The following is a 20,367-nucleotide window of genomic DNA, read 5'->3' as shown; positions in this document are numbered from 1 at the left end:
CAATCTATATTGTGTGTTAACAGACTATAAATGGGCCAAACTTCGTATAAGAAACTTCAAGTTTTTTGTTATAAATTTTCTCCATTAAACTTATAAATTTTTTCTCATAGCCTTCAATCTTACAATCAACAATATCAACTATTTCGTTTTCATTTAATATCACTATCTTATCTGCATATCTTAATGCTAAATTAATATCATGTACTGTAATCAAATTTATTAAATTATTTTCTCTGATTAAGTCACTAATAAATTTAAAAAATTCATGCTGTTTTACATAATCTAAAAAAGTATTTGGTTCATCCAAAAGTATGATATTAGAATTTTGAATAAATATCCTTGCTAAATAAACTAACCTTCTTTCGCCGCCACTTATGTCACCTATATACTTGTCTTTTAAATACTCTATATTTAGTTTTTTAAGTATTTCTTCAACTAATTTATAGTGTTCTTTAGTTGGCATATCAAATACTCCAAGGTATGGTGTAATTCCCATAAGAATAATATCTTTTACACTATAATTTTGACTTGTATGCAAGTTTTGAGAAATATAAGATATTAATTTTCCTCTCTCTTTATTAGATAGTTTTAATATATCTTTATTATCATAAATCACTTCACCACTTATGCTCTTCATAAGTCCAATCATAGACTTTAATAAAGTTGTTTTTCCTGCTCCATTTAATCCCAAAAGAATGGTAACTTCGCCTTTATTAAGTACTAAATTAATATTTTTTAAAACTGTTTTATTTGAATATCTAACACTTAAATTATTTATTTCTAAATCGCTTTTCATCTAATAATATTTTCCTTTCGATTAAGAATATAAACTAAAAATGGTGCACCTACTAACGAAGTTAATATACTTACTGGGATTTCTGTTGAAGTTAAACTTCTTGCAATAGTATCTGCTATTATAAGTATTATTGCTCCAACAATCATAGTTAATCCCATAACTTCTGATATATCATCCTTAGCATAGAACTTTACTATATGAGGTGCTAGTAGACCTATCCAACTTATAATTCCAGCAACAGAAACTACCGTTGATACTGAAAGAGTTGCTGAAAATATAGCAATTATTCTAATAACTTTAACATTTACACCTAAAAGCTTTGCCTGTTCATCTCCCATAGTAAGTACCTTTAATCTCCATCTAAATAAAAATAATATTACTGTTGATATAGTTGTTAATATAAATACATAAACTACACTGTTCCATGAACTATTATAAAATCCGCCCATTAACCAAAAATCTATTGATGGTAATTCTTTATATGGGTCTGCTAAGTACTTTATAATCATTAAAAATGATGATGATATTGCACCAGTTACAATCCCTGCTATAATAAGAGCTAATATTCTATTACTTCTCATTTGCCTAGATAAAAGTAATGAAAAAATCACTGCTCCTATTCCAAAAATAAATGCCATTATTTGAATTATTATTGGCGAGAAAGGCAAAAACACTATGGCAATTGCTGCACCTAGTGAAGCTCCTGAGCTTACGCCAAGTACATCAGCAGATACTATAGGATTTTGAAATATACTTTGAAAAACAATTCCTGATAGTGATAATGCAGCTCCGCTTATTGAAACTAATATCACTCTTGAAAATCTTATATTCCAAATCAAGTTAAATTCTAATGAATTAGATTGTCCACAAAACATAGTACTTATTATATCTATTGGTTTAATATTATATCTTCCTATTAATAGAGACATAATTATTAATATCAATAAAACAATGCTACTTATAATTTTAGAAGATTTTAATTTCATATTCCAATATCCTTATTATCTACTTCTAAGTTAAAAAATTTCTTATAAAAATCTTTTGCCATCTTTTCAAATTCATCTTTCGAATACTTATCTGGATTAATATTATTTGTCATCCAAAGAATACCTAGAATTGATGATGGAGTTGGATAATCCCAAGGTTCTATTACTGATGGTATTGAGAAAACTTTCTTATTCTTTATTGCATTTACATCTTTTAATCTTTCATCATTAAGCACATCTTCTACACTATACTTAGCATATTGAACTATATAAATAATATCTGGATTATAAGCTAATAATTGTTCAGCTGATATATCTACCCAATAACCATCTTCAAGAGATGAAGTTACATTATTTCCACCAGAAGCTTTTATCATATAATCTTGATACATTTTTGATGTACATGTTCTTAAAACATTTGCACTTCCTGCTAAGTAAACATTAGGTTTATTAGCACTATCTTCATTTATTTTCTTTACTTTTTCTAAATTATCTTCATAATATTTTACTATTTCATTAGCTCTTTCTTCTGTATTAGTAGACTTTCCTATAAGTTTTACACATTCTAAAAATGAATCCAATGATTCTGGTTCCACAGCTATAACTGGAATATTAAGTTGTTCAAATTTAGGAATAATATCTTTAATTCTAGTTGGAATTATAACTAAATCTGGATTTATTTTCGCACACTCTTCTACATTTATGCTTTTAGCAGAACCAACTTGTGGGATTTCAAAAAATTCTGTTGCAACTCTCTTATAAAGTTCTCTATCTTTAGGTTGCATTTCAACACCTGCGACTTTATCTTTAATACCTAAAGCTATTAAAAGTGAGGTTGAAATAGGATAGCTTGAAACTATCTTATTTACTTCACCTTTGATTTCTACTTTTCTTCCTAATTGATCTTCAACAGTAATGGCTTTATCCACATTACTTGTTACTTCTTTACTTTTTCCACATCCAATAAAAAAAGTTGTCATAAATATAACTGCTAGTACGATTGACGAAATTCTTTTTATTTTTCTCATATGGTACCCCTTCCTTATTATGTATTTTAGTTATATTATTGCATATGTATCCTTACATTCCCAGTATATATCTTACATTTATGTTTAAAGTATGATTTATTTTTAATCATATTTTTAGTTAAAATCAAACCTAGTATAAATAAAATACTAGGTTTGATATAAAGTTTTACTTTTAATAAGTTAATATTTATTAGTTTTATATAAATTTTTCAATATAAATATAAATTTCTTATTATTAAATTATTTTATATAATCAATTTCTTTATTAATTAAATTTGCATCATTATTACCTTTATAACTGTCATTAGAAAAATTTTCTGTTTCACCATGATTTAACCAAGCATTTAAAACTATTGCTACTATTGAACCTGAAACTATTCCACTTCCAAAGATTGATTGTATAAATTGAGGTGTTTGAGATAATAAAGTTGGTACAGCAGTTATTCCTAGACCAACAGCTAAAGAAGTAGCTACTATCAATATATTAGAGGTTTTTTCTAAATCTATATCAAGTAACATTTTAATTCCTGCAACAGCAACAGTACCAAACATTATTGTTGTAGCCCCACCAATTACTGGTTGAGGAATTATAGTTGCTAACGCAGCAAATTTAGGTATAAGTCCCAAAGTAATAAGTATGATTCCTGAAGCAACAACTACAAATCTACTAAATACTTTACTTAATGAAAGTAAACCAAGATTTTGATTAAATGTTGTATAAGGGAATGAATTAAATATGCCACCTAAAATAGTTGCAATACCTTCTGCTCTTAAACCTTTAACAATATCCTTTTCAGTCAACGTCTTACCGCAAAGTTTAGAGACTCCTAAAAAAGTACCTGTTGATTCAACCATGACAGTTATCATAACTAATGTCATCATAAATATTGCACCAGTATCGAATTTAGGAATACCAAAAGTAAATGGTTTAACAAAACTTACCCATTTAGCTTCTGAAACGATTGAAAAATCTACCATTCCCATAAATGATCCTACAATTGTTCCAAGAACAATACCATTTAATACAGCAATAGATTGAAAGAAACCTTTTAAGTATTTATTAGATATAAGAATAACTAGCATTACAAATATAGAAAGCAATATGTTACGTATACTACCAAAATCAGTTGCATCAGCACCGCCTCCACAACTAGTAACCCCTACATTAATTAAAGATAATCCAATAATTGTTACAACAGAACCAGTTACTACAGTAGGAAAAAATTTAAGTAGTTTTCCATACAATGGTGCTATAAGTATTACTATTATAGCTCCAACTATTATTGATCCATAAGCATAATCCATACCAAGACTTTTACCAATAATAATTAGTGGACCTACAGCTGCAAATGTACAGCCTAGTATTACTGGTAGCTTGATACCTGCAAAATTACTAATACCTAAAGCTTGAAGTAAGGTTGCTATACCACAAGTAAAAAGGTCAGCGGCTACTAAAAGAGATAATTGTTCCGGACTTAAACCTACAGCTGCTCCAATTATTAGTGGAACTGCAACAGCTCCTGCATACATAGCTAGAACGTGCTGTAATCCAAAAGTTGCCAATTGACCAATAGGTAACATTTCATTTACTTTATCAACTGTTTCGGTGTTATTTTCTGATGACATAAAAGATACCTCCTATAAATTTATATATATTTAACTAATACATTTCTAGAATATACACTCATTATTCATTATTTATAAATAACCTAGGTAACTTGTAGTACCCTTCCTTAGTATCAATATTCAAAATAACATATTCATCTTTCACCAAAAAACATTATTATTGTACTTACCAATTTTTATCTCCTGCATATTTAATTTTCAAATTATATAACTCATATTTTTTTAACTTTAATTTTTAACTTTAAAACATAATTTTATCTGTAAATTTTTAATTTTTATTAGTTTCTTTATAGTTATATATTCTTAGTGATTTTCAGCAATAGTACTTTATTTAAATTCATCATTTTTGTAGAGATTTTTTAGTTGCATTAAATATTTTTTGATATCCTGTACAACGGCATAAATGACCTGAAATCTCTCTTTTTATTTCAGCATCAGTATATTTCTTTCCACTATTAACAAGAGCTGTAGATGTTAATACTAATCCCGGTGTACAAAAACCACATTGGACAGCTCCTTCATCAATAAAGGCTTGTTGAACTTTTGATAAATTGCCATCTTTCTTAACACCTTCAATAGTTACAATACTCTTGCCATTTGCCCAAACTGCCATATATATACATGAATCAGTAGGAACTCCATCAATTAATACAGTACAAGCTCCACACTCTCCAACATGGCACCCACACTTTACTCCTGTGCAATGTAATTTATTTCTTAAAACATCAAGTAAAGATTCTCTTATATCAACTTCTAATGTATAAGATTTATCATTTACTATCATTGATATTTTTTTCATTTTTACATTATTCATTTTCTTATTCCCCTTCTACTTCTATAGTCTTTTTTATTCCTCTTTTAGTTAATTCTTTAATTAGATGCTCTCTAAAATCCTTAGATGCACGCCATGAATTTCTTGATTTTGATGATTTGACTGCAAGCTCAGCAATTTTTTCAATATTCTCTTCTGTTGTCTCAATTCCTTTAGCATAATCTTCAGCTTCATTACATCTTATTGGAGTTGGTGCTGATACTCCTAATGCAATCCTTAAATCATTAAATCTACCGCTTTCAATTGAAGATACAACAGCTACACTAACCATAGCTATATCCATAGCTTTTCTATTACTAAACTTTATATAGTGTCCTGTTAAATTTTCATAATCTTCTTTTTTTATTATTAAATGAGTTAAGATTTCATTATTTTTTATATCTACTTTTCCTGGACCTAAATAAAATTCTTGTATTGGTACGATCCTTTCGTTATCTTTACTTCTTAACCTCAATTTAGCATTAACAGAAAATAAAGCTGGTGCACTATCTGCTGAAACAGCACCATTACAAACGTTTCCACCTATGGTAGCCATATTTCTAACTTGTGGCCCTCCCATAGAAACCGCTCCTTCTGCTAATATTTTTATATTCTTTTGTACAATATCATCTCTAAATATCTTTGAGAATGATGCCATTGCACCAACTTCTATGGATTTATCATCTAACATATTAATTTCATCAAGTCCTTTTATTTTTCTAAGACTTAATAATTCTGCATCTTTCATTTTATTGTGGTGCAATTTTATTAAAACATCTGTACCACCTGCTATTATCTTAAGTTCCTTATTTTTATCTAATAATTCCAATGCTTCCTCCAAAGTTTCTGGTTCTAATATTTCATTAATATCAAACATTTTAAGTCCTCCTTAAATTACACTAATCCAACTTCCTTAAATCTTTCAAAAACTGATTGTGGATTCATAGGTATTTTATTAAACGCCACCCCTGTCGCATCCAAAACAGCATTACGAATTGCTGGTGCTGGTGAAACTGTTGTATTCTCACCAATAGATTTTTGTCCAAACCCACCTGCTGGTTCATATTTTTCTACAAAAGCTGAACCAATAGTCGGAGTATCCATTATTGTTTGTAACTTATAATCTAAAAGATTATTATTTAGTGGCTTACCAGTTTTCTCATCAAACAACATTTGTTCTGATAAGGCATATCCAAGTCCCATACTTACTCCACCGTGTACTTGTCCTTCAGCTAGCATAGGATTCATAATCATACCAGAATCATGAATATTATATATTTCCGAAACTTCTATTTTACCTGTTTTAATATCAACTTCTACTGCTGCAAATGTAGCACCATAGGCTATTGAATTAACTCTAACATTAACTGATGTATCACTAGTTATAGGACAACATTTAATCCTATCATAATATGATTCCATAGCAATTTCCTCAAGTGGACATATTACTCTACCTAATCTTTTTTCTACAATTTGGCAATCTACAATATCTAATTCACTAGCTTCTAAACCACATTTGCTACTTGCAAATGCTAGTACTTTGTCTTTAACTTCTAATGCACATTTTTTAACTGCAGCTCCACTTACAAATGTTTGCCTAGATGCATAAGAACCAGTATCAAAAGGAGTTATATCTGTATCTTGATTTGAAATTACATGTACCATATCTATTTTTAATCCAAGAACTTCTGCTACCATTTGTCCAAAAACCGTATCACTACCTTGTCCTATTTCAGTTGCTCCTATTTGCAATTGAACTGATCCATCTTGATTCATTACTATTCTTGCTCCAGCAGGTTCTAATGCCACGGGATGAGTTCCTGTGAAATAACTAAAGCAAGCCATTCCTACTCCTCTTCTTTTATCTCCGCTCTTATCTTTATACGTTTTCTTTTTTTCATCCCATTTAATTAATTCTTTTCCCTTTTCAATACATTCTGGTAATGCAAATGCACGAACTACATTTTTACTAAGAGGTTCAACATAACCTTCAGTAATAAAATTCTTAGTTCTAAATTCTATAGGATCCATATTAAGCGCTCTACAAATATCTTCTATATGACTTTCTAGTGCATAACACATTTGAGGTGCTCCATATCCCCTCATTGCACCTGCTGCTGGTAAATTTGTATACACTGTTGTTGGACTATATTTAATTGATTTAAAATCATATACTCCTCTAAATTTTCCTCCAGCACTCAAAGCAACAGAATGACCATGTGAAGCATAAGCTCCATTGTTTACAAGATTTTTTATATCTAATGATATTAATTTTCCATCCTTTGATACTGCTGTTTTAAATTTAATTTTCATAGAATGTCTTGTCCTTGTATCAATGAAACATTCCTCTCTATCTAATGTATATCTTACTGGTCTTCCATCTACTGCAAGGGACATAGCTGCTGTTAATGGTTCAATAACTACATCTTGCTTATTTCCAAACCCTCCACCAATATAAGGTTTAATAACTTTTATCTTACCCCATTGAATTCCTAATGCTTGTCCAACGATTCTTCTTACAATATGAGGAATTTGAGTTGAAGAAACTATTACTATACGATCTTCACCATCTACATAAGCATAAGTGCTATGATTTTCCATATGACAATGCTGAACTATACTTGTTTCAAAATTTCCTTCAAATATTCTATCTGCATTTTTTAAATCTTCTTCTACATCTCCAATTTCTGATCCAAAAGAGCTTAAAATATTATCAGGTCTTTCTTCATGAATTATTGGAGCATTCTCTTTTAGAGCATCCTCACTATTTACTATTGGTTCAAGAACTTCATATTCAACATCTATAAGTTCTAAAGCTTTTACTGCCACTATTTCATCTACTGCTACAACAGCTGCAATTGCATCTCCAACAAATCTAGCTTTGTTAGTAAGAATTAACCTATCCTCTATATCTCTATGGCTTGGATCTAAAGACCATGGATGCCCAGCAGTAGCAAATTTAATTTCAGGTAAATCTTTATGTGTAATAACTGCTTCTACCCCTTCTAATGCTTTCGCCTTACTAGTATCTATATTTTTAACTATAGCATGTGCATAAGGACTTCTTAAAACCTTACCTATAAGCATATCACTTACAAAAAAATCATCTATATACTTTGCTTTACCAGTAACTTTAGCCACAGCATCAAATCTAATTACGCTATTTCCTACTATATTATTTGTCATATTACACCTCCATAAAATTTACATAGCATAGAATTATATTTCATTGCTACATTTTAACATAAATTCAAATAAAATGTATTTACTTATTAAATATTTCAATATCATAATATCTTTTTATAATATTCCTTTAATACTAGTAAATAGCATATTTCATGCCAAAATTAAATTTATAGGCTTTTTCATGTTTTTATACTAGTTTTCTATTATTTATTGATTAATTTAAATGTATTTCTTTTGATATAATAAAAACTTTTTAGAAACTTAAGTAATTGTTTACACATTTATTTGGAAATTTTAATTTTTGATATAAATTTTTTTATCATTTTGGTAATTTTAAATTATTAAATTACATATTATTGACTATGAGCTGTTTTTGAAATTATCAAAATGAGAAACATCATTATCGTTTTGATAATTTTATAAATTTATTTAAATTAATAAATCTAAACCTTGTATTTATTTTTAATTTTAAAACAATACAAATATATAAGTTCTAATTAACAAAACCATAAATCAAATTTAAGTTAAAAACACTAAAATATCTATACACTTATGGCATAATAATTGCTATTAATATTAAGTAATTCTAGTTTATATCTAAAGGGTTTTCATGAAAACTCAATCATATTATGGAGGATGTTCAAATGCAAAAAAAAGAGATAATGGATTTATGTGTTAAACAATGTAAAGAAGGTATGTTAAATTTAGAAGGTGGACCTTTCGGAGCTGCTATAGTAAAAGATGGTGAAATTATAGCTCTTGCTAATAATACAGTAATTAAAGATAATGATCCTACTGCTCATGGTGAAATGAATGCAATAAGACAAGCTTGCAATAAACTATCTACATTTGATCTATCTGGTTGTGAATTATACACAACATCTGAGCCGTGTCCAATGTGTATGTCAGCAATAATATGGTCTAATATATCAAAAGTTTATTATGGCTGTACTGTTAAAGATGCAGCAGATATAGGATTTAGAGATGAGCACATTTTAGAATTTTTAAAAGGTGACTGCACTAATAAAAATGTTTTAGATTTAGAACAAATATATAAATCAAATTGTATGACTGCATTTGAAATGTGGACAAATAATCAAAACAAAACAAGTTATTGATATCTCCTAAAATAAATTAATTAAATATATATAATAAGAGGTTGCCTTAAATGTATTTTTAAGACAACCTCTCGTTTTATTTTTATATTACTTTTTTGCTTTCTTATAAAATGTATTCTTTAATGGTAATTCTGTTCTAAATATCCCATCCAACTTATAATAAGCTCCTTGAACTGCTGGTGCTGTTGGTATACATGTTATTTCTCCAACTCCCTTTGCTCCAAAGGATAATTCTTGTGTATTTTTTTCTATTATAATAGGTACAATTTCTGGCACTTGAGTTGCTCTTAAAAGTCCTAATGTTCCAAATTTAACCTTAGGCACTGAATTTTCTATTATATAATCCTCTGTTAATCCATAACCTAATCCCATGACAACGCCACCTTCAATTTGTCCTTCTACATTCTTAGGATTTATTGCTTTTCCTACATCATGAGCCGCAACTACTTTTTCAAGTTTTCCTTTTTCATCAATAACAACAACTTGAGTTGCAAATCCATAAGCAACATGACTTATTGGGTTTTCTTTAGGACTACCCATTTTATCTGTAATTCCTATATACTCTCCTAAAAATTCTATACCCTCTAACTCTTGCAATGACTTGCCTTTCAATGCTTCTTTTAATTTTAGTGATGCAATTCTCGTAGCTTCCCCTGTGAATACAGTTTGTCTTGATGCTGTTGTTGTTCCTGAGTCTGGAGTTATTTTTGTATCTGGCATTTCATAAACTATTTGTGAAGCAGGTATTCCTAAAACTTCACAAACAACTTGAACAACTATAGTTCCTACTCCTTGTCCAATACATGCTGCTGATGTTCTTATATGAACTTTTCCATCTATAACTTTAACCTTGCACCTTCCTGTATCAGGTATTCCTACACCAACACCTGCATTTTTAAATGTACATGCTATTCCAGCATATTTACTACTATAATAAACATCTTTAACAGCTTCTAAAGTTTCAACTAAAGCAGTTCCTTCATCAGCAATTTGACCATTTGGAAGAACTTCACCTGGTCTTATTGCATTTAACATTCTTATTTCAAAAGGATCTATGCCAACCATTTTAGCTAACTGATTTAAATTACATTCAGTTGCAAATGCTGATTGAGTTACTCCAAATCCTCTAAATGCCCCGCCTGGAGTATTATTTGTATAAACAGCGATTCCATCAACAACCATATTTTGATAGTTATATGGACCTGCTGCATGAGTGCATGCTCTTTGAAGAACAGGTCCTCCAAGGGATGCATATGCACCTGTATCTGCTATTATTTCTGCTTTCATAGCAGTTAATTTTCCATTTTCATCACAAGCTGTTGTAAATTCCATTTCCATGGCATGTCTTTTGGTATCAACCATGATACTTTCTTGTCTTGTAAGACACATCTTTACTGGCTTTTTAATAAGATATGCAAGCAATGCAGTATGATGTTGGCAGCTCATATCTTCCTTACCACCAAATCCTCCCCCTACATATTCTGAAATAATTCTTAACTTATCTTCACCTAAATTTAATAAAGATCCTATCTCCCTCAAGTCATCATATATACTTTGAGTTCCTGTATAAACTATTAATCCATCTTCTCCATCAGGAACTGCAACTGCTGCCTCTGGTTCTAAAAAAGCATGTTCGGTAAATGGAACACTATACTTATTTGTAACAACATATTTAGAATTTTTTATAGCTTCATCAGCATTTCCTCTTACTAAATGTTCATGTACTAAAATATTTCCACCTTCATGTATCTTTGGAGCGTCATCCTTTAAAGCTTCCATTGGAGATGATAATGGTTTTAATTCCTCAAAATCCACTTTTATATATTTTAGTGCTTCTTTTGCTATCTCTTCTGTTTCTGCTGCAACTAAAGCTACTGCATCTCCAAGATACCTTGTTTCTTCTCCTACTTTTATTAACGCTGGAGTGTCCTTCTTTAAATGTCCTAAATACCTTTGTCCTGGAATATCTTCTGCTGTTATAATCTTAATTACACCCTTCAAATTTTCTGCTTCCGTTATATCCATGCTCTTTACTAAAGCTCTAGGATACTTACTTCTTAAGGCTACACCATAAACCATTCCATCAATTCTTATATCATCAGTATATTCCCCTAAACCTAAAGTCTTATCTCTTGCATCAACCCTTGCCATTGGCTCTCCTATTAAACCTTTACAAGAAACTTTAGGCACTTCTTTATTTTCTCTAAATATTTCTGCTGCCATCATGATAGCTTTTTCTATTTTTACATACCCTGTACATCTACATATATTACCGATTAAAGCTTTCTTAACTTCTTCACTTGTTGGGTCTAAAGTTCTATTAAATAAAGCTTTTGCACTAATAACCATTCCTGGTATACAAAATCCACATTGCACTGCTCCTGCTTCAGTAAAGGCATAGGAAAATATGTCTCTTTCTCTCTCAGTGAAACCCTCTATTGTTGTTATTTTCTTACCATTTACCTTTTCAGTAGTAAGAATGCAAGCTTTAACTGCCTTTCCATCAACTATAATCATGCATGTCCCACATGCACCTTCTGAGCATCCATTTTTTACAGATGTTATATTACAATCATCTCTTAAATATTTTAAAAACTTTTTATTTTCATCGACACTTTTTTCCTGTCCATTAAGAATGAATTTAAACAATCTTATCACTCCTCATAATTCCAATTTTAAATATTACCCATTTTATTTTTTATCTTATAATTTACAACTAACCTACACTTTAAATTATTATTTTTATATTTAGTTTTACTGATGTATTTCTACTGATTCGTTACCTATATATATATCCTTAATTTTATTAACTACTGTTTCTTCTTCATTCTCATTTCCTATTACATTAAAAAATATATTTAATAAAATTGCAGATATACTTCCTGTAGTTATTCCACTATGAAAAATTGTTTGCACCCATGTTGGAAAATTATCATAAAATGTTAAATTAGCTAATGGTATCATGGAAAGTCCTATACTAACAGCAACTATTACTGAATTTTTATTTCCATCAAAATTCACTTTTGATAGTGTTTTTATTCCTCCAACTAGAACCATTCCAAACATTGCAAATCCCACACCACCTAATACTGGTTTTGGTATAGCACCCATTGTTGCAGCAAATTTTGGTGTAAAGCTTAATATTAAAAGAATTATTCCTGCATAAATGCTTATAAATCTAGATTTTATATTTGTTAATCCAACAAGACCTGTGTTTTGAGCAAATGGTGTAATTGGAAAAGTATTAAATATACCCGCTAAAAATGTTGAAATACCATCTCCAGCTAAACCTTTTCTTATATTTCCTTTAGTTACTTCCTTATCTGTTATTTCATGTATTGCTATCATGTTTCCAACTGATTCAGTCATTAAAACAAGCATTATTAGAATCATAGAAATTATTGCTGATATATTAAATGTAGGCATTCCAAATTTTAAAGGTACATTTAAACTAAACCAAGCTGCATCTTTAACTTTACTAAAATCAGCTATTCCAAAAATCATAGCTAATAAAGTTCCTATTACTATAGAAAATAGTATTGCTGCACTATTCCAAATTCCTTTTATATATTTAAATAACAATAGAGTTATAACCAAAACTGCTAATGCTAATCCCACCTCTTGCGTAGTTGCTGGTTTAGCTGTTCCTCCAGTTATCCATTTTATACCTACTGGCATTATAGAAATACCTATTACTAACACAACTGTTCCTGTAACTACCTTTGGAAAGAATTTTATTAATTTACCAAATACAGGTGATATGATAAAACAAAATAATCCTGCTATAATTACTGATCCAAAAACAGTTGTCATTGCCAAATATTTATCACCATGAGCCCCCGCTATAATAGCAAGAATACCCGATACTGCTGCAAAGCTTGTACCTTCTATCACTGGTATTTTAGCTCCTGCAACATTTTTAAGACCATAACCTTGGATCAAAGTACCTATTCCAGCCATAAATAACCCTGCATTTATAAGAAAAACTATCTCTAAATTATTTAAACCTGCTGCTTCTCCAATCATAAGTGGAACAGCTACTGCACCTGCACACATTGACATTACATGTTGAAGTGAAAATATCCATGCTTTTGAAAAAGGTATTTTTTCATCAACTGCAGGTATTAAATTATCCCCATCTTTTTCCCTCATAATTCTCAAATCCCTTCAATGAATTCTATTAAAGTTAATATCTTTATATTTTTCTATATTTAATAAATATCTCATAACCCACTTTTCCGCCTATGATAACGTTGTCTTATGTAGCATCTAAATTTACACCATTATAAAAAAATTTTAAAATCTCTCACTATAATTAATTACCTGTTTTTACATCTTATTATATTTTCACCTTACTACTATCTGTATTTTTAACTATAATATAAATATAAGAACTACCTTAAATTTTACTTATTTTTGATATTCATTTTATTACTAGTAAGTAGCATTTTTCATGCCAAAATTAGATTTTAGTTTTTTTCGTGTTTTTGTACTAATTTTCTATTATTTCCTGCTCAATTTAAATGTATTTATGCTTAAATAATAATTTTTTTATAAATTTCAGTAATTGTTTACACCTTTATTACAAATTTAATTTTTAATTACTTATGCTTTTTATCATTTTGGTAACTTAAAATTATTAAATTATATATTCTTATTCATAATTTATACATTGAAATTATCAAAAAGATAATTCTTTATCACTTTGATAATTATATTTTTATAATTTATTTAAAATATAAAATGTACATTTTATACTTATTTTTAGTTTTAAAACAATGTTCACATATAGATTTATAAAGACGTGTTTATATTAATAAAAATTTAATTATATTAATATAGATGCTAGAATCCTAAAAGCATACACACTAGATTCATATATTATTAATATAAAAAATATTTTAAATTTAAAAATATTATCGAGTAAGGCACATAAATGATAATAATAAGCCTTAATATATTTAACTTACTATTATCTTTCATGTGCCTAATAATTTATCTCATATTTATTATTTTTAAATGTAATTCTATCTAAATCTCTTATATACTCTTTAAATTCACCTTTGATCTTTTAATAAACTTTCCATATCCTTTTTTACCTATAAACTTATTATCTCTAACTATTATTTCACCACGTGAAATAGTCATTATTGGATAACCCTTTACCTTTATTCCTTCATATGCAGAATAGTCTACATTAGAATGTAAATTTGAATTTGACATAGTAACTTCTTTTTGTGGGTCAATTATTACTATATCCCCATCCGAACCAACTTGTATTGTTCCTTTCTTCGGATATAATCCAAATATTTTCGCCGGTTTTGTACAGCATAGATCAACAAACTTATTTATACTAATCCTTCCATTCATAACCCCCTCAGAAAATATAAGTGGAATTCTTTCTTCTATTCCAGGTGCTCCATTTGGACACTTAGTAAAGTCATCTTTGCCCTTTTGTTTGTCTTCTTTAAAGGAGAATGGACAATGATCTGATGCTATAGTTTGTATATATCCATCATTAATTCCTTTCCACAATTTTTCTATATCCCTTTTTGATCTTAATGGAGGGCTAATTACATACTTCAATGATTCATTATTAGGAAGATTATATTTGCTTTCATCTAATACTAAATATTGTGGACATGTCTCACTATATATCCTTTGACCTCTTTCTCTTGCCATTTTTACATAATCTAATCCTAACTCTGATGATAAATGAACTATATAAAGAGGTGCATCCTTTACTATTGATTCCATATTTATCATTCTATTCACAGCTTCAGCTTCAGTTTCAACTGGTCTGCTTAAACAATGATATAAAGGACTTGTAAGTCCTTTTCTTATATAATTTTCTTTTAAAAGTTTTATACTTCCATCATTTTCACAATGAACAGTCATAATTCCCTGCAATTCTTTTAATCTATTTAAAATTTTAAGTACACCTTTATCATCAATCATATAATCATATGTTAAATAAACTTTAAAACTCGGTATCCCCTCTTCATCAACTATTTTTTTCATTTCATCAATTATGCTGTCATTTACATGTTGAACAACACCATGAAAACTATAATCTATTACTGCCTTATCATCAGCATATCCATGATAAACATCTACTTGATGCTTTAAATTGCATCCCTTAGGACCAAATCCCATATGATCTACAACAGTAGTTGTTCCACCACAAGCTGCTGCAACTGTTCCTGTGTAAAAATCATCATTTGCAACAGATATCCCTACATCTAAATTTAAATGAGTATGAGCATCTACTCCACCAGGAATAACATATTTTCCTTTAGCATCTACTATTTCATCAACTTCTTTTATAAGATTAGTTCCAATTTCTCTTATAATGCCATCTTTAATATAAATATCTCCATTATAAATATCACTAGCAGTGATCACAGTTCCATTTTTTATTAATAAAGACATTCTTATCACCTCATTTTATAAAATGTTTTTAGAAAAATTACTTTTATAGATTAATAAATTTAGTTATAACTACATTTAAATACACTTTCTATATATTCAATAATTTGTTTTTTCATAATTCTTCGTTCTTCCTCTGTACTATTTTCTATATCTACAATGAAAGTGTCCTCTCGTTCACTTATTCTATTTAAAAACTCATCATCCTTCTTTTTCAAAACTCCAATTACTAATTTATCACTATCAAGACAATTATGAATTTCTTCTATGAATTTTAAAGAGGATTTTTCTAAAACTCCAATCTCATCTAATAAAATTATTTTAGAAACTTCATCTTCAATACTCATCTTTAAAATTTCCACACCGGTAATGTCAAACCCATCAACAAGAGCAATACATTTTTGTGATGATGCATTTACTGAAATTTTATCTTTTAATTTGCTTTTTAAATTCACCCCTTCTATATAATAACCATCTTTTTCTTTGTTTTTATAATAAGGTAATGTTCTATATCCTGAATAAGCAATTGTCAATTCATTAAGTATTTTATTAATTAATGTACTTTTTCCGCATTGTATTCTACCTGTAATTAATATATTCTTATACATAACTAAATTTCCTTTTATAATTAATATGATGAGGTAGATAGCCTACCTCATCATATTAATTATAATAATGTAGCAATTACCTCTATTTCTACTGGAGCGTCCATTGGCAATTTAGCTACTTGCACACAACTTCTTGCGGGAAAATTTTGTGTGAAATATTTTGCGTATACTTCATTTACAGCTGAAAAATCATTTAGATTTTTTACAAAAACTGTAGTTTTAATTACATTCTCAAGATTTGTTCCTGCTTCTTCTAAAATGCCTTTACAGTTTTCTATACTTTGCTTAGTTGCTTGCTTTATTTCTGTTTCTAATACCTTTGTCTTTGGATTTATAGGTAATTGACCAGATGTATATACTAACTTATCTATAATTACTCCTTGTGAATATGGTCCAATTGCTTCTGGTGCATTTTGTGTATTAATTATTTTCTTCATAGTAAATTCTCCTTTTTTTGCGTTATTTATTTTTTTACTTTCCATAATAATATTTAAATATATTAGCTTTTACTACTAATTCTTAATTTACTTATATTGCATTGATAATGCATTCTTTGGACATCTAGTTACACATAATCCACATCCAAAACATTTCTTACTATCAATGATTAGCTCATTTGAAACTTCTATTGCATCATATACACAACTTGTTTTACAGACTCCACATTTTATACAAGCTTCTTGTTTTACTGTAGGTGCTATTGACTCTGTTCTAAAGTTTCTTTCCCCACATTTTTTATGAGCAAGTCCTATTATTTCATTTACATCTTTATATCCATGACTATCTAAAAAGTCATTTAATTCTTTTGCAATTTTTCCATAAACAGTTGGTCCTTTTAAAATAGCTTCTGTGCATACTTGTACAGATTGCGCTCCTGCCATTAGCATTTCTGCTGCATCTTTTCCAGACGTAATTCCACCAACACCTATTATTGGTATCTTTATGACTTTAGAAGCATCATAAATATTTCTAATAGCTACTGGTTTTACAGGCGATCCTGATAACCATCCATATCCTGTTTGACTTCCCATAATTGGATATCCTGTTTCTACATCAATTGCCATACATGGACCTACTGAATTTATCATTACAAGTCCATCTGCACCTGCATCTTCTAATGCTTTAGCTATTTTTTGAATATCTGTATGAGGACTCATTTTCATAAATACAGGACAGTCAAGTGCTGCTTTAGCTGCCTTCATTGATTCAACGATTGGAGCAATATCAGTTCCAACATAATGAGTCGATAGCTCAACAGCATCTGCATATGGTCTTACTAATGGTGCAACTTTACTTATTTGATCTGCAGTATATCCCATACTAATGATCATTGGTACTCCAGCTTCTTTTGCTCTTTTATATTCTTTTTCTACCCATTGCTCTTTTGGAAGCTCTGACCAAAGTTCTGTATTTAAAAAACCTGCGTTGATTTTTGCCATACAAGGTCTTGGAACATCTGCTGGTTTTTCAGATATTGTTTTTGTAACTAATCCACCAGCACCTCCCTTTACTGCTAAAACACATAATTCTCCATCTTTTGCACCGGGTCCCGCTGCTGTAAATACTGGGTTATTAAACTCCATTCCGAGTATATTAACTTTTAAATTTGCCATAACACTGCTCCCCCTATTAACTAATTCCTTAATAATTTTTATCCTTTACCTACACTTAATTCTCCAATATCATTTCTTCCAAGTACATTTGCACTTCCTATAGTTGCAAGTTTAAGTATTTCATATCTATATATTCTTATTTGCAATACTTTTATTTTTACTAAAACTACTATTATTCCACATATCTAATAAAGTATAGTGACTATATGCATCAAAATTATAATTTAATATTTTTGCTGAAAAACGTATTAAATATCCAATAAACATTGCTACAAAAATAGATCCAATTCCAATAGGTCCTTTTAAGATTGTTCCTATTATTAAAGCTATTATCTCCATAACAGGTCTTATTTTTTCAACTGATTTCCCAGTTGTTCCTATTAAGTATTCCATGAGTTGATCTCTTGAGCCTACTCCTAATCCAGCTTTTAAAGCTGTAACTATTCCAAAAGCAAGCATTGCTACACCAACTGCTAACATTAGTATTCTAAACATAATTCCATCTGGAGTATAAACTGGAATGTATTTATAAATTAGGTCAATGAAAAATCCAATAAAAAAGGCTTCTGCCAAAGTTCCAACTCCTGGTATTATACCTTTATACCATGTAAAAGCTAATATTACCATTGAAACAAATTGAGACGCTTGGCCTATTGAAATCGGTAGCTGAATTGACAATCCTACTTGTAAAACATCCCACGGACTTGGTCCTAAATTACTTTGTATAGCTAATACAATCCCTAATGCACACAAAAATAATCCTAATATATCTAATGGGACTTTTACAAACCATTGTTTCAATCCAAGTTTTTCTTTCATTAAAATCTCCTTTTAATTAAAATTGCTCCAAAACTCTTCAGAAATTTTTCTTGATTTTTTAAATATATTGTCCTCATTTACTGTCATAATTTTTCTATTTTTCATTATAATTTTCCCATTAATTATTGTTGTATCTACACCTCTTCCACTCATGCCAAACATTATATGACCATTTAAATTATTTTCATTCATAGGTGTTAATGGATTATAATCAACAATTATTAAATCAGCATATGCTCCTTCTTTTAATATTCCAAGTGGTTTTTTAAAATACTTAGCTGCTATACATCTATTATTTTCAAATAGCATTTTATTAGTTTCTACGAATCCTACATTAGAATCACATAAATTATGCTTATGAATTATATTTTCAACTTTCATTGATTCAAACATATCTGATGTATAACCATCAGTGCCAAGACCTACTACTACTTTATTTTTCATCATTTCTATTACTGGTGCACAACCAACAGCATTTCCCATATTAGATTCGGGATTATTAACTACATTAGTATTAGTTTCCTTTAAAATATTAATTTCCCTATTATTTATATGAATACAATGAGCGCATATTGTTTTTTCTCCTAATATCCCAAAGTCATTTAATCTTTCTATTACTCTCTTGCTGTTGTTTTTTAAGCAATGATTCAAATCATCAATTCCTTCTGCTGCATGAATATGATATCCTGCATCAAGACCCTTCATACTATCCACGCATTTTTTTAAGCTATCATCACTAAGAGTAAATGATGCATGCATTCCAAACATGCCCCTTACCATATCGTCTTCTCTTTCATTTGATGCCTTAATAAAGTTAACGTTTTCTTCTATGCCTTCATTTAGGATTTTCTCTCCATCTCTATCGGAAACTTCATAAGCATAAACTCCTCTTACACCTAAATGAGTAGCTGCATCTGCTATGGTAAACAAACTTCTACTTGCTGACATAGGACTAGCATGATGATCAAATACAGTTGTAACTCCATTTTTAACACATTCAATTAAAGTTGTATAAGCACTATATTTAACATCTTCTAAATTTAATTTCTTATCTATTTTCCACCAAACATTTTCAAGAATATCAACAAGACTTTTTGCTGGAGGATTATTTAATGTTAGTCCCCTTGCAAATGCGCTATATATATGATGATGAGTATTTATTAATCCAGGCATTATAACTTTTTCTTCTGCATCTATAAACTCATAATCTTTATATTTTGTTTTTAGCTCATTTGTATTACCAACTTCTAGTATAATATTGTTTTTTACTGCAATACAACCATCTTCTATATAGGGATTTTTAATATCTTGAGTTATTACCCTTCCATTTCCAATTAATAGCATTGT

At 29.2% G+C, this 20,367-nt stretch carries 16 protein-coding genes; 1 reads left to right on the top strand and 15 read right to left on the bottom strand.

All coding sequences use genetic code 11. The features are described 5' to 3' along the window. Positions 1–16: 16 nt before the first annotated feature. The 7 genes from RYM86_RS05555 to xdhA form a co-directional block, all read right to left on the bottom strand. Positions 17–796: an ABC transporter ATP-binding protein gene (locus RYM86_RS05555; RefSeq protein WP_315078495.1), complete on the bottom strand. Its 780-nt coding sequence runs from the start codon at positions 794–796 to the stop codon at positions 17–19. Then, on the bottom strand, positions 793–1,782 hold the full coding sequence (locus RYM86_RS05550; RefSeq protein ID WP_315078493.1) for an iron ABC transporter permease: 990 nt from the start codon (positions 1,780–1,782) through the stop codon (positions 793–795). Before RYM86_RS05550 ends, RYM86_RS05555 begins: the two co-directional genes overlap by 4 nt. Then, positions 1,779–2,810 carry an ABC transporter substrate-binding protein gene (locus tag RYM86_RS05545; RefSeq protein WP_315078490.1) on the bottom strand — a complete coding sequence of 344 codons (1,032 nt, stop codon included), beginning with the start codon at positions 2,808–2,810 and terminating at the stop codon, positions 1,779–1,781. Before RYM86_RS05545 ends, RYM86_RS05550 begins: the two co-directional genes overlap by 4 nt. Before the next feature lie 240 nt (positions 2,811–3,050). Next, positions 3,051–4,436, bottom strand: a complete 1,386-nt coding sequence (locus RYM86_RS05540) for a nucleobase:cation symporter-2 family protein (RefSeq protein ID WP_315078488.1) — start codon at positions 4,434–4,436, stop codon at positions 3,051–3,053. A gap of 340 nt (positions 4,437–4,776) precedes the next feature. After that, positions 4,777–5,250 (bottom strand): xanthine dehydrogenase subunit XdhC, encoded by a 474-nt coding sequence (gene xdhC, locus RYM86_RS05535; protein WP_315078486.1) that lies wholly within the window; start codon positions 5,248–5,250, stop codon positions 4,777–4,779. 4 nt (positions 5,251–5,254) lie between these two features. Then, entirely contained in the window at positions 5,255–6,124 is an 870-nt protein-coding gene (gene xdhB / locus RYM86_RS05530) for a xanthine dehydrogenase FAD-binding subunit XdhB (RefSeq protein ID WP_315078485.1), read from the bottom strand. Positions 6,125–6,141: 17 nt separating this feature from the next. After that, positions 6,142–8,433: a xanthine dehydrogenase molybdenum-binding subunit XdhA gene (gene xdhA / locus RYM86_RS05525; RefSeq protein WP_315078483.1), complete on the bottom strand. Its 2,292-nt coding sequence runs from the start codon at positions 8,431–8,433 to the stop codon at positions 6,142–6,144. A gap of 644 nt (positions 8,434–9,077) precedes the next feature. Between xdhA and RYM86_RS05520 the strand changes: the two genes are divergently transcribed. After that, positions 9,078–9,551: a nucleoside deaminase gene (locus RYM86_RS05520; RefSeq protein WP_315078481.1), complete on the top strand. Its 474-nt coding sequence runs from the start codon at positions 9,078–9,080 to the stop codon at positions 9,549–9,551. An 87-nt stretch (positions 9,552–9,638) separates the two neighbouring features. On the opposite strand, the gene xdh is transcribed toward RYM86_RS05520, so the two are convergent. The 8 genes from xdh to ssnA all read right to left on the bottom strand — a co-directional run bounded on the left by xdh (position 9,639) and on the right by ssnA (position 20,364). Then, the gene (gene xdh, locus RYM86_RS05515; RefSeq protein WP_315078480.1) at positions 9,639–12,200 is read right to left on the bottom strand and encodes a selenium-dependent xanthine dehydrogenase; all 2,562 of its coding nucleotides are present in this window, start codon (positions 12,198–12,200) and stop codon (positions 9,639–9,641) included. Positions 12,201–12,305: 105 nt separating this feature from the next. Beyond that, the gene (locus RYM86_RS05510; RefSeq protein ID WP_315078477.1) at positions 12,306–13,703 is read right to left on the bottom strand and encodes a nucleobase:cation symporter-2 family protein; all 1,398 of its coding nucleotides are present in this window, start codon (positions 13,701–13,703) and stop codon (positions 12,306–12,308) included. An 888-nt stretch (positions 13,704–14,591) separates the two neighbouring features. Next, positions 14,592–15,983 carry a dihydropyrimidinase gene (gene hydA, locus RYM86_RS05505; RefSeq protein ID WP_315078475.1) on the bottom strand — a complete coding sequence of 464 codons (1,392 nt, stop codon included), beginning with the start codon at positions 15,981–15,983 and terminating at the stop codon, positions 14,592–14,594. Between the two features lie 59 nt (positions 15,984–16,042). Next, positions 16,043–16,588, bottom strand: coding sequence for a nucleoside-triphosphatase (locus RYM86_RS05500; RefSeq protein WP_315078473.1), 546 nt, complete (start codon positions 16,586–16,588; stop codon positions 16,043–16,045). A gap of 59 nt (positions 16,589–16,647) precedes the next feature. After that, on the bottom strand, positions 16,648–17,025 hold the full coding sequence (locus RYM86_RS05495; protein WP_315078471.1) for a RidA family protein: 378 nt from the start codon (positions 17,023–17,025) through the stop codon (positions 16,648–16,650). A gap of 87 nt (positions 17,026–17,112) precedes the next feature. After that, positions 17,113–18,201, bottom strand: a complete 1,089-nt coding sequence (locus tag RYM86_RS05490) for a 4Fe-4S binding protein (RefSeq protein ID WP_315078469.1) — start codon at positions 18,199–18,201, stop codon at positions 17,113–17,115. Between the two features lie 126 nt (positions 18,202–18,327). Next, a complete protein-coding gene (locus tag RYM86_RS05485; protein WP_315078467.1) occupies positions 18,328–19,020 on the bottom strand; it encodes a membrane protein in 693 nt (230 codons plus the stop codon). Between the two features lie 12 nt (positions 19,021–19,032). Beyond that, complete coding sequence (gene ssnA / locus RYM86_RS05480) at positions 19,033–20,364, bottom strand: putative aminohydrolase SsnA (protein WP_315078465.1); 1,332 nt, start codon at positions 20,362–20,364, stop codon at positions 19,033–19,035. Positions 20,365–20,367 lie beyond the last annotated feature (3 nt).

Source organism: uncultured Clostridium sp. (genome assembly GCF_963527835.1).
GTDB lineage: Bacteria > Bacillota > Clostridia > Clostridiales > Clostridiaceae > Clostridium.
Note: the sequence above shows the minus strand (reverse complement) of the source record. Positions and strands in the feature narration are given on the sequence as shown.